Consider the following 13,205-nt stretch of genomic DNA (forward strand, 5'->3'; position numbering starts at 1 on the left):
CGCTTACCATAACCCCTCGCCGTTCAATTTTCTGGATAGCTGATTCGTGAGCACGACCAGAATGAGGCTAATGACGGAGGACAGCAGCCCGATTGCGGTAGCCATTCCGAAATACCCTTGCTGAAGGCCGGTTCGAAGCACATACGTATCGAGAACGTCCGCTACCTGCATGTTCGCCGGATTCATAAGCGGATAAATCTGATCCATGCCTACGGCGATCAGGCTCGGAATGCTCAAGATAAGCACGATCGATACGGTAGGCATAATGCCCGGAAGGGTGACATGCTTGATCTGCGCCCACTTCCCTGCACCCTCGACCTTGGCTGCTTCATACAGCTGCGGATCGATGGCGGATATAGCCGCGAGGTATAGAATCGTATTCCAGCCTACCTCTTTCCATAGACCGCTGGAGACGATCATCGGCCGGAACCACTCCTCCGAGCCAAGGAAGAAGATCGGTTCCCCGCCCATCTTCGCAATCAGATCGTTGGCCAGACCTCCATCCAGCGTCAGAAACGATTGCAGGATATAGGCTACTACAATCCACGAGAAGAAATGGGGCAAATAGCTGACGGACTGAACGAACCGTTTGAAGCCGTTATGCATCAATTCGTTGATCATTAACGCAAGGATGATCGGAGCCGGAAATCCGAATACGAATTTCAATACGGAGATGAACAGCGTATTTTTGACGACGACCCAGAACTGCGGTTCTTGCAGAAACGCGAAGTTCGCCGTTCCGACCCATGGGCTTTCCCAAATAGAGGAGCCGATCTGAAAATCGCGGAATGCGATTTGAATCCCCGCCATCGGGATATAGTTGAATAGAAACAAGAGCAACACGGCAGGAAAAATCATTACATATTGCCATCGGTATTTGTATAGTTGTGCTAACATGATGTCTTAATTCCCCTCCTTCTGTTCTTAATTGTAAGGGGATTGGGCAAGGCAAACCATATAACGGTGATTGGATTTCCATCGTAATGATTTGCACTTCTGGCGATTTGCATGCTATGACATTAAAATAAAAAAACAAACGGGCAGGCTGCCTTGGGGCCGCCTGCCCGTTTGTTTTATTAACTGCTATGAACGGCGAAGAGCTTCCAACCCAAGCGCCAAGCCGCCGCTAAGTCCCGCATGATCTCCTAACGCGGGAGGTACGATGTAGCTATCCATACGGGAGAGAATAGCCCCGTTATTGACGTATCCGTTCAAGTTGCGTCTCACTTCCTCGCGTATCATAGGGAAGAGGTGCATCTGCTTCATGACTCCCCCGCCTAAAATGACTTTTTTCGGGGAAACCGTCAGAATGATGTTCGTTACGGCCTGCGCGATATAGAACGCCTCCATCGTCCATGCCAGGTGGTTTTCCGGAAGCTCGCTGCCTTTGACCTTCCACCTTGCTTCAAGAGCAGGGCCCGCTGCCATGCCTTCCAAGCAATCGCCGTGATACGGGCATAACCCCTCGAAGCCGTCATCGGGATGCCTGCGAGTCAAGATATGTCCTCCTTCCGGGTGCACGAGCCCGTGAACGAGCTTCCCATCCGCATAAATCCCGACGCCGATTCCTGTTCCAATCGTATAGTAGACGCAGCTGTCCAGCCCTTTCGCCGCTCCCCATGTAGCTTCTCCAAGCGCAGCTGCATTCACATCCGTATCCCATCCGAACGGCACATCGAACGAATCCCTTAGCGTCCCGATAAAATTAAACTCGGCCCAACCCTGCTTAGGCGTTGTTGTTACATAGCCATATGTCGGGCTAGTCCGGTCAATATCGATCGGACCGAATGTTCCGATTCCGATACTTAGCGCCCCTTTATCTTTGAAATAGTCTATAACGTGTGCCATCGTACGTTCGGGCTGCTCGGTAGGGAATTGAACCCGGTCCTCAATAATGCCCTCCTCATTTCCAATCCCGCATACAAACTTGGTACCACCCGCCTCAATTGCACCAATCCTCATAGTCGCCCCCACCTCATCCAATTATATCTATAGAAAGCAAATGCCTCGATTTAACCGATCGATTGCATATTCAGCATGCTTGTAATAATCAAAGTCGTGCAATGATGTTTCTTTTTTAAGACCACTGTAAAACATGCCCCAAGCGACTTCCCGAACCATACACATCCATTTCATATCCTGCAAAATGATGAATTGTTCTTCTTCATAATGGCCAAAATAGCGCCTCAGCCAATCCTTCTCCTGAGCTTCTGTAAATCGGTTAGAAAAAGGAATAATGGCCAGCTCGAAGAACACGTCGCCATATCCGGAAAGCTCCCAATCTATAATTTGCAATTGTTCGCCGGTATAGATCATATTGCATGTAAAAGAGTCGTTGTGACAAAACTTGTTGTTAAACGCTTTATCATTGCTGCGTTTATACGTTATTTCCTCAACCCGCCGCAATATGCCGCTTAATGCTTCAGGGGGCTTGATCTGAAATTGCTCAGCGCCGCTCAGGTAACCATGAATAAGCTGGTATGGCGTGAGTTGCCGGGATATGCCTTCCATACGATGAATCTGCTTCAAACGATCGATGATCATGTCTACCATAGGCTCGCTCTCAAGATCCTCATGCGAGACCATGCGCCCCTCCACGAATTCCGTCACGTGGAATTGTTCGGGACGGTCTGCCGCAATAACTGACGGGGCGAAGCCATTCAAATTCGCGAGCTTCATCGCTTCCACCTCGGAGCTCCGCGTTAAGCCCAAATATTCATTTTGATTACTATTCACGCGCAGGACGTAAGAGCGATGTTTGGTCCGCACTTTATACGTCTGATTGCACAGCCCGCCGCTAAGCGATTCCACGCTTTCGAAGCCATCGTTAAGCTGAGGCACTTCCCTTATGATCTCTTCGACGTTCATCATAGTCAACTCCTATTGGCATCAGTCATTTCTAAAGAAAATACCTCCACTGGAAAGCTGGAGGCATTTCGAAGCCATCTTTATACCGTCGCAAGCGAGTAAATAGACTTCAAAGGATACAGCGCAAGCGCAACCACCTTCGCTTCGCCGCCGATGACGTACAGTTCCATGCCCGTGCTTGTCGCGTCCGGGAATATTTGATCCGTGATGACGACTTCGCCATCGTTTGCAAATACTTCGATGGAAGATTGGTCGATGAACAGCCGCAGTTTCAAACGTCCGCCAGGAAGCGCTGCTTGGATGCCGTGCTTGCAAGGGAACTCGCTATGAAAGTCGATTTTTCCGGATCGAGAGCGGTCGACGAACAGCGATCGACTCCTTGCGTCATAACCGACAACCGTCTCCTCCTTCTCCGATTTGCGCAGCTTAAAGCCCACTTCTGCCGCTTCGCCCAAATCGATATCGCAACTTAATTCGTAACAATCGCCTTCTACGCCGGACAATAAATTATGATTAGGACCGATGACCGTTTCCTGCCACTGCCGATCCGGCAATCGAAGCTGACGAACCTCCGATACAGGCTCCTGTACCAGTCTAATCCCAGATGCTCCCTCTCTCAGATACAACGCACGCGGCAGCGTCATTGCGCTTCTCCATTCGACGGTCGGAGTGAGATTGGCATACTTCCAATTGCTCATCCAACCTATGAACAGCTTGCTTCCGTCCGCTTTGGATACATCCGACCATGTTACGCCTGCGTAATTGTCTCTGCCGTGATCAAGCCATAACACCGTATCGGGAGAAGCGTCGTTCGAGAACGCACGGCCGTCGAACTGCCCTACGAAATATTGCGTTCTTGAGCCTTCTTGAAACTCGGCATTGTCCCCGATACTCACAATCATAACCCATTTGCTCGCACCTGCTTTACCTTCAACCGGCAGTTCGATCAGATCGGGACATTCCCATACGCCATCATGCGAGCCTTCCGCCGCGCCGAATTCGCTAGCAAACGACCACTCTATTAAATTAGGGGACGTGTAGATATGCACACAGTCACCAGCGGCAAGAATCATAACCCAATACTTTGCTGTCGCCGTCTCATGCCAAAACACCTTCGGATCACGAAAATCGGCAATGCCCTCATTAACCAGTACCGGATTGCCCGCATACATCGTCCAAGTCCTGCCTCTGTCCGAGCTATAAGCAAGGCTCTGACGCTGCCTTGTACGATTGGAACCCGGGTAAACATCCGCATGCGTAAAGATCGCAACCAATCCGGGCTTCCCTTCGAAAAAGCCGCTCGTATCCTCCCAATCCACGACTGCGCTTCCCGAGAAAATAGCGCCGTTCCCATCCGGCTTTAACGCAATCGGACGATGCTCCCAATGAATCAAGTCCGTGCTGATCGCATGACCCCAATGCATCGGCCCCCAGGTCGTGCCGTCAGGATGGTGCTGGTAGAACAAATGATATTCTCCATCGTAATATACCATTCCATTCGGATCGTTCATCCATTTGGCAGGAGGCGTAAAGTGATATTGAGCACGGTATTTCTCTCTATAGTTTGTTATTGTCATTGTCATTGTCATTTCTCCCATTTCGTATAAATATAAAACCGGAGCATGTTCCCTATCCTGAAGCATGCTCCGGCCCTTTCAATCCTGTTTAATTACTTGCGTTTCTGTCGTAACCGGATTGTTTGATCTGCAGCCATTCTTGCAAACCCAGGCGATCCAATTCTTTCAAATACTCATCCCACTGCGCGTCGATCTTACCGTTTTCGATCCATTCCGTGCGCATTCTGAGGACGTAAGCGAACAAATCGGTTTCGATGGCCGATATACGATCCAACTCTTCCAGCGAGAAGAATACGCGCGGATAAATATTTTCCGCCTTCATATCAGGCACATATACGTTCTTCAGAATATCCAAGCGCCAAGCCGCGTCGTCAGGCATCGTCGTTACGTTGCCATAGTAAGAATCCAAAATCGCCAGCGGCCCGCCAACGCTTGTTTTGCCGCGCAATTCAGCCGGCGCCGTTCCTTCCAAAGGCAAATGCTTGAGCATTTGAGCGGCTTCATCAAATTCAAAGATGTTTTGCTGCGTATCGTCCCCGTAAGTTCCCCAGTTGTTCTGTACCGATTGGAGCGGATCATACAGCTGGTCCATCCATTTCGCCGTCGCTTCAAGGTTTTTGTTTTCTTTCGTCACGACCATTCTTCCTCTGTCAAAACCCATTCCGTTCGTTCTCGTTACGTTTTTGCTGCCGCCAGGTCCAGCAAGCGCAGGCATCGGTTCGTATATGTCGTTCATGCCGGTAACGTTCGCTTTGTCCCAAGTGAAATACAGGCCGTAAATGTTCTCTTTGCCTTTTGCAATGTACGTATTCCAGTCCTGGGTCATATACTCAACGTCAATCAGACCTTCTTTATACAATTGATTGAAATATTTAACGCCTTCCTTGAAGCTGTCGTTATTCGCCGCGAAGCTGACTTTCCCGTCAACGCCGACGAGCGTCATATCCCAGTTCAAGCCTTCTCCGAAGGAACCGAATAAAAATCCGAGATCCTCTCCGCCGCCGTTCGAGTTGATAAACGACATCGGAATTTCATCCGCTTTGCCGTTGCCATTCGGATCTTGCGTCTTGAAAGCGATCAATACCTGCTTCAGTTCTTCCGTCGTAGCAGGCATTTTCAAATCAAGCTTTTTAAGCCATTCGACATTGATCCAAGGAATGTTATTCACAGAGTGGATGCTTTCCTTGCCCGCTCCCAGCTCTTCAATCCAAGGGAGGGAATAGATATGTCCGTCCGGCGCAGTAATCATCGCTTTATATTGGGGCACTTGCTCAAGCACCTTTTTGAAATTCGGCATTTGGTTTTCGATCATATCGTCGAGCGCAATAATTGTGCCGTCCTTCGCAAGCTTCAATAGATCGTAATCGCTTAATCCGGCGTCAAAGATCGCATCGGGCAGGTCGCCCGTCGCGAGCGCCAGATTTCTTTTTTCCGCGAAAATGTCATTCGTATAGTTCTTCCACTCGATGTGTATGCCTGTTTTTTCTTCCATCCGCTTGAACACGAGCTTGTCATTCGGATCGGCCGGCGCGAGCACCGTGCTTTGCGTCATGAAATGAAGCGTCGAACTTGCGCCGCCGGAATCCGCAGTTCCGTTGTTCGCGTTATCCTGACTATTGCCGCTGCACCCCGTCACTACCATAAATGCGGATAATGAGATAATAGCTGCCGTTTTCTTTACGTGTTTCATTTTGTTTGACCCTCCTCTTGATATAAAAACATATATGTCAATCGAATCCGCTATTTAAGCGATCCGACCATGACACCTTTCTCAAAATACTTTTGAAAGAACGGATACATCACAAGGAGCGGCAAGCTGGAAATAACGATTGATGCGTATTTGATAATTTCGGACAGACGCTTCATTTCAGCCATCGCCGTCCGATCGGTAATCATGCCCGGATCGACCTGATTTTGAATCAAAATCGACCTCAGAACGAGCTGCAACGGATACAGCTTCTGATCTTCCAAATAAATCATCGCATCGAAATAGGAGTTCCATTGCCCGACGAATGCATATAACGCCAGAACGAATATGATTGGCTTGGAAAGCGGCAAGACGATTCCCATGAATATTCGCATCTCCGAGGCACCGTCGACCTTGGCCGCTTCATTCAGCTCCTTCGGTATTCCCTTGAAGAAGGTTCTTGCCAAAATAATGTTCCATACATTGATTGCCGTCGGGAGAACAATGGCCCATACCGTATTCAGCATGCCCAGCTCTTTGATGACCAGGAACGTAGGGATTAGTCCTCCGCCGAAAAACATCGTAATCATGAATAAAGTCATGAAAAATTTCTTGCCTACAAAGTTTTCTACGGCTAACGGATACCCCGCGAATAGAGACACGGCCACCGTAACAACCGTAAAGAATACCGAATAATAGATGGCGTTTCCGAATCCTCGAATCATCGCCTCATTAGCAAGAATAAGCTTATAGCCCTCCACGCTGTAGTCGGCAAGATTAAAGGAAATGCCTTTGTTCAACAAAGCCGTCGGCTCCATAAAAGACGCCATAACCACGTAAAGTAACGGAAGTAACACAATTAACACCGTAAGCGTCAACAAAATGTAGTTGATCGTCAGAACAACACGATCCAAGCGAGTTGGCTTAACGTTCATAACGCCTCTCTCCTTTCATTAATAAAGGCCGTCCCCTTCGTTCAATTTTTTTACGACGGCATTAACGACAACCAGCATGATGATATTGATAACGGAGTTGAAAAGTCCAATCGCCGCGGAATAGGAATAGTCGCCTGCCTTCAAGCCCACTTTGTACACATAGGTTGCAATAATCTCTGAGGTTGGCATGTTCAACGCGGTTTGCATCAGGAACGCCTTCTCGTGTCCGATCGCCATGATGCCTCCGGCAGACAAGATGAACAAAATGGCCATAACCGGTTTTAAAGTCGGCAAATCGATATGCCAAATCCTTTGAAGCAGGTTTGCCCCATCAAGATTGGCCGCGTTATGGAGCTCGGGATCGACCCCCGCCAAAGCGGCCGCAAATATAATGGAGGACCAGCCCGCCGCTTGCCATATCCCCGATAAAATATAAATGGCTCGGAAATATTCCGGGTCGGACATAAACGTAATCGGATGCCCCGTCGTTAAGGTTATGATTTTGTTAATCGGTCCGGTCGGGGACATGAACACGAAGAGCATGCCCACGATGACAACGACTGATATAAAGTTGGGAGCATACAAGACGAGCTGGATATTTTTCTTAATCCCCGCTATACGAAGCTGATTCAGCATCAGCGCCAAGATGATCGGTATTGGAAATCCAAGGAGCAATCCGTATGCGCTCAACTTCAACGTGTTCATAAAGATCAGTTCAAAGTTGGGCGAATTCAAAAATTTGGTGAAATACTCGAATCCGACCCAATCGCTTCCTACTATTCCTTTGCTGTAGCTAAAATCCTTGAATGCGATGATAACGCCGTACATTGGAACGTACTTAAATAAAAGAGTAAGAATTACGGCCGGCGCGATAAGCAGATAAAGAAAGTAATTCGTTTTGATGAACTGCAGTTTTGCATCTATCCCGCCTCGGCTTCCCGTTCTAGCGCTTTTCCCGCTCGGCTTCATTATGGATTCCTGCATCCAACAACCTCCGTCCTAACAATTAAGTAAATAGATTTTGTCATATGCACCTTTTAGAAAGGGCTTACAATTCCTTTCGCATTTACAATTTAACAAGAACCACTGTCATTAGTCAATACATTTAACAAAATTATTTTCGACATTTGTAACCTTCTTTTGTCCATATCTATTGTTCGATTTGCACAAAAACCGAATTACTACACGGTTTTTCTGGCAATTTAGCGCTGAAGACTCTTCTTTCAAGCTATTCACCCAAATAAACACTGTGCAGATTTGGTCATTTGAACACCTTCGATTTTCACTTTTGCAAATTACTATCAACTAAACAAATACACTCATATGATTGTTCATTTGTAAATTTAATAATTGATATTTTAGTGTAGATAATATACATTTAAGTTAATTAGTCGTGCTTATCGTTAACTATCCATAAAGGTGGACCTAAAAATGGCCAAAGAAAAAATAACAATACAAGACATCGCAGACGCGTTAGGCATATCAAGAAATACAGCCTCCAAAGCTTTAAACGGTACGCCCGGCATTCCGGAGGAAACCAAAAACAAAGTCATAAAAAAAGCGATCGAACTGAAATACAAGCAATTTGCTTTCGTAGATTCGGAAAGTATTATGCCGAAAAACCCAGGAAATATTGCGTTGCTGACCTGTAATTTGCCCACTCTCTCCCACTTTGGCTCTTTCCTGATAAGCGGGCTTGAGATTAAGATCAGCTCAGAGGGCTATAACTTGTCCATTCATATTGTACGAGAGGCCGAAATAAATGCTCTTGCCCTTCCTAACAACTTTGAACCGTCCAAAGTGGATGGAATTATTTGCATTGAAATGTTCGACAAGCGGTATAGCGAGATGATTACAGACTTAGGAATTCCTGCGATTTTCATTGACGCTGCCGCGGATGTATTTTACAGCGATCTAAAGGCCGATTTCATTTTGATGGAAAATGAATTCAGCACATATGCCATGACAAAAAAATTAATTGAAAACGGACATACCGAGATTGGATTTATCGGGGATTATAACCATTGCAAAAGCTTCAATGAGCGTTGGTCGGGATTCAATAGAGCAATAGCCGACTGCAACCTTGAAACGAACTTGTCCTACTGCATAACGGACGAGGATCGATTCTTCTCTTCCGAAACAGACTGGTTGGATAGGCAATTGGACAATATGAAACAGCTGCCGACGGCATTCGTATGTGCAAATGACTTTATTGCAATTAACGTTATGAAAGCAATAAAGTCCAAAAACATGCAAATACCGGAGGATATCGCGGTTTGCGGGTTCGATGACTCGCTTGAATCGAGAATCGTAGAGCCTCATCTGACTACGGTCCATATATTCAATAACGAAATGGGCATTATCGCGGCCGATATGCTGCTATCTCGAATCAAAAACCCGACCAAACCTTTTCAAACGACGCATATTAGGACGGAGCTTATAATCAGGGAATCTACCGGAGATCCGAAAGATCTGAAATAATGCTCCGCATGCAAAATAGACCGGGATCGAACGTAAATACGTTCGATTCCGGTCCTTTTCTTATCCTAATAAATTAACCTTCGATCAGCTTCTTGTAAGCATCCATCTGGCGCTGAAGCTCGGCAAGCACTTTATCGTAGCCCGCTGTTTTCAGCTTGTCGCGGAATTCCTCGACCGCTTTGACAGGGTCGCCGGCTTTGCCGTAGGTGATGGCAGGGCCCATCTCGCCGGATACTTGCGTGACGGCGGTAAGCTCAGCCTCGACCGGTGTTTTGTCGAAGACGAATTGGCCGTAAGGATACGGTTTCTTGTAACCGTCATATTCGGCATACAGCGTCTCTTCGAGTTGATCCCAAGTCGTAACGCTCGGAATTTCGAACTTGTCGACGCGGCCGCCCCAGAAGTCGGCATAGAACGAATCTTTCGCTTCGTCGTAGCCATCCGGCAGCTGACGTTTGCCGTCTACCACTTCATATTGTACGCCTTCGATACCGTAGTTGATGAGGTGATAAATTTGCTCGTCGTTGCGGATCAGGTCGTACGCCATAAGCGCGCGCTCCGGATTTTTGCTGTGCGCGCCGAGTGATGTACCGCCATGCGTGATCGACAGCTCCATCAGGTTGTTACCGCCAGTACGGTGGAACGGGAACATTTGCAGTTCGGAGCCCGGTTGGTCTTTGTCCATGTTGACGCGCAGTCCGCCGAACGTCTGCGTATGATGCTGGTCCATGCCAGACAAACCTGCGCGAAGCGCTGCGCGTGCATCGTTTTTGTTGTTCAATACGTCCTCGCGCCAGTAGCCTTTGTCCGCCCATTCCTTCATCAGCTTTGCGAAGTTAACGAACGTATCCTCGAATACAGGGCTGTTCACTGTGTACTTCTCGTCGTACGATTTCGTTGCATAGATCGGCAAGTAGCCTGTCGCTATCGGCAATTCTAGATTATCGGAGTAGGAAGCGACATACCCGCCGAACGTGCTCGTTTGCGCCGCCGCATCCCAAGGTATAACATCCGGTTTGTTGTCTTTAATGTATTGCAAGTATTTGCCGATCGTTTCCCAATCCTTGACCGGCTCCGTAATACCCGCTTCCTTCGCCCAGTCGCCGCGGTAGAAGAAGCCGTGGTTGACCCACTGCGTGTAATCGTTTTCGGGAATGAGTACGATCTTGCCGTTGAATTTGCTCTCTGCCCAGTCCTCTTCGGGAATCGAGTTCCAAGTCTGCGGCGCGTACGTCGGCAGCAGATCGTCGAGGTTCATGAACGCTCCGCGCTGCGCGTTGCCCCAAGTATCGAGCCAGTCCGTGCCGATCGTGATAAGATCGATCGCTTCGCCGGATGCGAGCAGCAGGTTGTATTTCGTTTGCCAATCCGCCCATTCTACCCATTTCCACTCCAGCTCGGCATTGATTTTTTCCTTCATCAGTTTATTGACCTCGCCAAGTACCTTCTCGAACTGGCCGTTCGTCGGCTTATTGCCGAGTACGACGTAGCTGATCTTAACGAACTTGGACGTATCCGGCCCTTCGGCCTGGTTGTCAGGGGCATTCGTTGCTGCGCCACCCGCATTCGTTTCTTTAGGCGGCTCGTTATTGCCACCGTTATTGCCCGAGCAGGCCGCTACGAAGATCATCATGATCGCAATCAGCACCGCGGAAATCCTCTTCAAATTGGACATTGCTATTCTCCCCTTTGGTTTGAATAATCGGGTCTATGCCCGTTATGTGAATAGACCGTTCTTGCGACGACGGCCTACGGCACATCAAACTCCAAGTACTAGCCTTTTACCGCGCCAACCGTAATCCCTTTAATGAAGTAACGCTGCACGAACGGGTAGAACAGAATGACAGGCCCCGTCGCCACGACGGCGGTCGCCATCTTCATCGATTCCAGCGGCACGTCGCGCAGCTCGACATTGGAGGCGGCTGCGGAATTTCGAATGAAATCGGCGCTTGTGACGACGTTGTACAGGAACAGCTGAAGCGGACGGTACTTCAAATCCGACGAGAGGAACAGCATCGAGTTATACCATTCGTTCCAGTAGCCCAGCGCGATGAACAGTCCGATGGTCGCCAGCGCAGGCGTCGTCATGGGCAGAATCAGCTTCAGGAAAATCGTGAAGTCGCCCGCTCCGTCGATTTTGGCCGATTCGGTAATGGCATGCGGGATCGACCGGACGAAGCTTTTCATCATAATAATGAGGAAGGGGCTCAGCAGACCGGGAAGCAGTACCGCCAAGTAATTGTCCTTCAGCGTCAAATATTGCGTCATAAGCAGGTAAAACGGCACCAAGCCGCCGGAGAACAGCGTCGTGAAGTAGATGAAGAACGAAATGCCGTTGCGGTAACCGAAGTCGGGCCGCTGCAGCGCGTAGCCGGTCATCGCGACCAAGAACAGGCCGATCGCTGTGCCGACAACCGTAATGGCTATCGTGACGAGATACGAGCCGATCATCATATCGGGATTCTCGAAAACGATTTTGTAAGCGAACGTACTGAACTCGCGCGGCCAGAAGTTGAAACCGAACTTCTTGATCGCTCCCTCCGTCGTGAAAGACGTGCCGAGAACGAGCAGGAACGGCAGCAGACAGCAAAGCGCGAAGAAGGATATAAAAACATAGCCGAACACCCTGACGATAATGCCGCTTATATCGGTTCGTATGCTTCTGGACTCCTCCGATTGTTCCATAACTGTCACCTCCTAAAAGAGAGAGTTTTCGGGAGACACTCTTCTTACCAACCAGTTCGCGGTCAGAACGACGATGAAGCCGAACACCGATTGATACAGGCTCACCGCGCTGCCGATCGAGAAGTTGAAGTTGGTCATAAGCGCGCGGAATACGTAAGTCTCGATAATATCCGTCGTTGGGTACAGCGCGGTATTGTTCGCGCCGACGAGGTTGTAGAATAGCCCGAAATTGCCTTTCAGCACGCCGCCGAGCGAGAAGAGCATCAGAATGATGAAGGTCGGCTTCAGCCACGGGATAATGATGTAAATAATACGCTGGAACGCGTTCGCGCCATCAATCTCCGATGCTTCGATTATTTCGTTGTCGAGCCCCATGATGGCGGCGAAATAAATGATCGAGCCGTAACCCGTAGACTGCCATAAGAAGGTAAGGACGATAATGAAAGGCCAAATGGTAGGATTGGAGTAGGTTTTGACCGGTTCCATGCCAAGCGATTCGAGTAAACCGTTCAGAAGGCCATAGTCATAACTGAGGATATTGTATGCAATGAGGCCGATAAGAACGGCCGAGATGAAGTGCGGTAGAAACATGAGCGTTTGCGATACTTTTTTGAACCATTTTTTGCGCAGCTCGTTAAGCAGAATGGCGACGAAGATTTGCAGGAAATTGCCCAGCACGATAAAGACGATATTGTAGGCAACCGTATTGAAGGTCAGACGCCATAAGTCGCCGTTCATGACAAGGAAGCGGAAGTTGTCGAAGGCGACGAAAGGGCTTTTGAATATGCCGTCCGAGTAGTTGTATTGAATGAACGCAAGGTACAAGCCGGGCATCGGCAAATAGGCGAAAACAATAAAGAACAGGACGGCCGGCAAGCACATGAGCAATAACGTTTTGTTGTTCCAGAAGCGTCTGAGCCGTCCCGAGCCGGCAGGCAAAGGCTTGCTGCTCGGGATGGACGTTTTCAGAGC

The 13,205-nt window shown here is 48.6% G+C and carries 11 protein-coding genes; 1 reads left to right on the top strand and 10 read right to left on the bottom strand.

The features are described from left to right. Positions 1 to 3: 3 nt before the first annotated feature. The 7 genes from J2T14_RS24565 to J2T14_RS24595 all read right to left on the bottom strand — a co-directional run bounded on the left by J2T14_RS24565 (position 4) and on the right by J2T14_RS24595 (position 8,036). On the bottom strand, positions 4 to 897 hold the full coding sequence (locus J2T14_RS24565; RefSeq protein WP_307475111.1) for an ABC transporter permease: 894 nt from the start codon (positions 895 to 897) through the stop codon (positions 4 to 6). 186 nt (positions 898 to 1,083) lie between these two features. Beyond that, on the bottom strand, positions 1,084 to 1,962 hold the full coding sequence (locus tag J2T14_RS24570; RefSeq protein WP_307475113.1) for an ROK family protein: 879 nt from the start codon (positions 1,960 to 1,962) through the stop codon (positions 1,084 to 1,086). Between the two features lie 27 nt (positions 1,963 to 1,989). Continuing rightward, on the bottom strand, positions 1,990 to 2,871 hold the full coding sequence (locus J2T14_RS24575; RefSeq protein ID WP_307475115.1) for a phosphotransferase: 882 nt from the start codon (positions 2,869 to 2,871) through the stop codon (positions 1,990 to 1,992). A gap of 77 nt (positions 2,872 to 2,948) precedes the next feature. Further along, positions 2,949 to 4,445 (bottom strand): glycoside hydrolase family 32 protein, encoded by a 1,497-nt coding sequence (locus J2T14_RS24580; protein ID WP_373458201.1) that lies wholly within the window; start codon positions 4,443 to 4,445, stop codon positions 2,949 to 2,951. Positions 4,446 to 4,533: 88 nt separating this feature from the next. Further along, positions 4,534 to 6,135, bottom strand: coding sequence for an ABC transporter substrate-binding protein (locus J2T14_RS31100; protein WP_307475119.1), 1,602 nt, complete (start codon positions 6,133 to 6,135; stop codon positions 4,534 to 4,536). A 50-nt stretch (positions 6,136 to 6,185) separates the two neighbouring features. Further along, positions 6,186 to 7,067: a carbohydrate ABC transporter permease gene (locus tag J2T14_RS24590; protein WP_307475121.1), complete on the bottom strand. Its 882-nt coding sequence runs from the start codon at positions 7,065 to 7,067 to the stop codon at positions 6,186 to 6,188. Between the two features lie 18 nt (positions 7,068 to 7,085). Then, positions 7,086 to 8,036 carry an ABC transporter permease gene (locus tag J2T14_RS24595; RefSeq protein WP_307475499.1) on the bottom strand — a complete coding sequence of 317 codons (951 nt, stop codon included), beginning with the start codon at positions 8,034 to 8,036 and terminating at the stop codon, positions 7,086 to 7,088. A gap of 462 nt (positions 8,037 to 8,498) precedes the next feature. Here J2T14_RS24595 and J2T14_RS24600 point away from each other — a divergent pair, with 462 nt between their 5' ends. Further along, entirely contained in the window at positions 8,499 to 9,548 is a 1,050-nt protein-coding gene (locus J2T14_RS24600; protein ID WP_307475123.1) for a LacI family DNA-binding transcriptional regulator, read from the top strand. 73 nt (positions 9,549 to 9,621) lie between these two features. Here J2T14_RS24600 and J2T14_RS24605 read toward each other — a convergent pair whose 3' ends face one another. From J2T14_RS24605 to J2T14_RS24615, 3 genes are all read right to left on the bottom strand, one after another. Then, on the bottom strand, positions 9,622 to 11,223 hold the full coding sequence (locus J2T14_RS24605) for a DUF3502 domain-containing protein (RefSeq protein ID WP_307475125.1): 1,602 nt from the start codon (positions 11,221 to 11,223) through the stop codon (positions 9,622 to 9,624). 98 nt (positions 11,224 to 11,321) lie between these two features. After that, positions 11,322 to 12,233: a carbohydrate ABC transporter permease gene (locus tag J2T14_RS24610; protein ID WP_307205142.1), complete on the bottom strand. Its 912-nt coding sequence runs from the start codon at positions 12,231 to 12,233 to the stop codon at positions 11,322 to 11,324. Between the two features lie 12 nt (positions 12,234 to 12,245). Then, the gene (locus J2T14_RS24615) at positions 12,246 to 13,115 is read right to left on the bottom strand and encodes an ABC transporter permease (protein WP_373458202.1); all 870 of its coding nucleotides are present in this window, start codon (positions 13,113 to 13,115) and stop codon (positions 12,246 to 12,248) included. Between the last annotated feature and the right edge of the window lie 90 nt (positions 13,116 to 13,205).

The organism is Paenibacillus harenae (assembly GCF_030812415.1).
Taxonomy (GTDB): domain Bacteria; phylum Bacillota; class Bacilli; order Paenibacillales; family Paenibacillaceae; genus Pristimantibacillus; species Pristimantibacillus harenae_A.

What these genes read in the sequence shown, in the direction of transcription:
- J2T14_RS24565 (WP_307475111.1), bottom strand. Translation starts at nt 897, where the DNA reads ATGTTAGCACAACTATACAAATACCGATGGCAATATGTAATGATTTTT.
- J2T14_RS24570 (WP_307475113.1), bottom strand. Translation starts at nt 1,962, where the DNA reads ATGAGGATTGGTGCAATTGAGGCGGGTGGTACCAAGTTTGTATGCGGG.
- J2T14_RS24575 (WP_307475115.1), bottom strand. Translation starts at nt 2,871, where the DNA reads ATGATGAACGTCGAAGAGATCATAAGGGAAGTGCCTCAGCTTAACGAT.
- J2T14_RS24580 (WP_373458201.1), bottom strand. Translation starts at nt 4,445, where the DNA reads ATGACAATAACAAACTATAGAGAGAAATACCGTGCTCAATATCACTTT.
- J2T14_RS31100 (WP_307475119.1), bottom strand. Translation starts at nt 6,135, where the DNA reads ATGAAACACGTAAAGAAAACGGCAGCTATTATCTCATTATCCGCATTT.
- J2T14_RS24590 (WP_307475121.1), bottom strand. Translation starts at nt 7,067, where the DNA reads ATGAACGTTAAGCCAACTCGCTTGGATCGTGTTGTTCTGACGATCAAC.
- J2T14_RS24595 (WP_307475499.1), bottom strand. Translation starts at nt 8,036, where the DNA reads ATGAAGCCGAGCGGGAAAAGCGCTAGAACGGGAAGCCGAGGCGGGATA.
- J2T14_RS24600 (WP_307475123.1), top strand. Translation starts at nt 8,499, where the DNA reads ATGGCCAAAGAAAAAATAACAATACAAGACATCGCAGACGCGTTAGGC.
- J2T14_RS24605 (WP_307475125.1), bottom strand. Translation starts at nt 11,223, where the DNA reads ATGTCCAATTTGAAGAGGATTTCCGCGGTGCTGATTGCGATCATGATG.
- J2T14_RS24610 (WP_307205142.1), bottom strand. Translation starts at nt 12,233, where the DNA reads ATGGAACAATCGGAGGAGTCCAGAAGCATACGAACCGATATAAGCGGC.
- J2T14_RS24615 (WP_373458202.1), bottom strand. Translation starts at nt 13,115, where the DNA reads ATGTGCTTGCCGGCCGTCCTGTTCTTTATTGTTTTCGCCTATTTGCCG.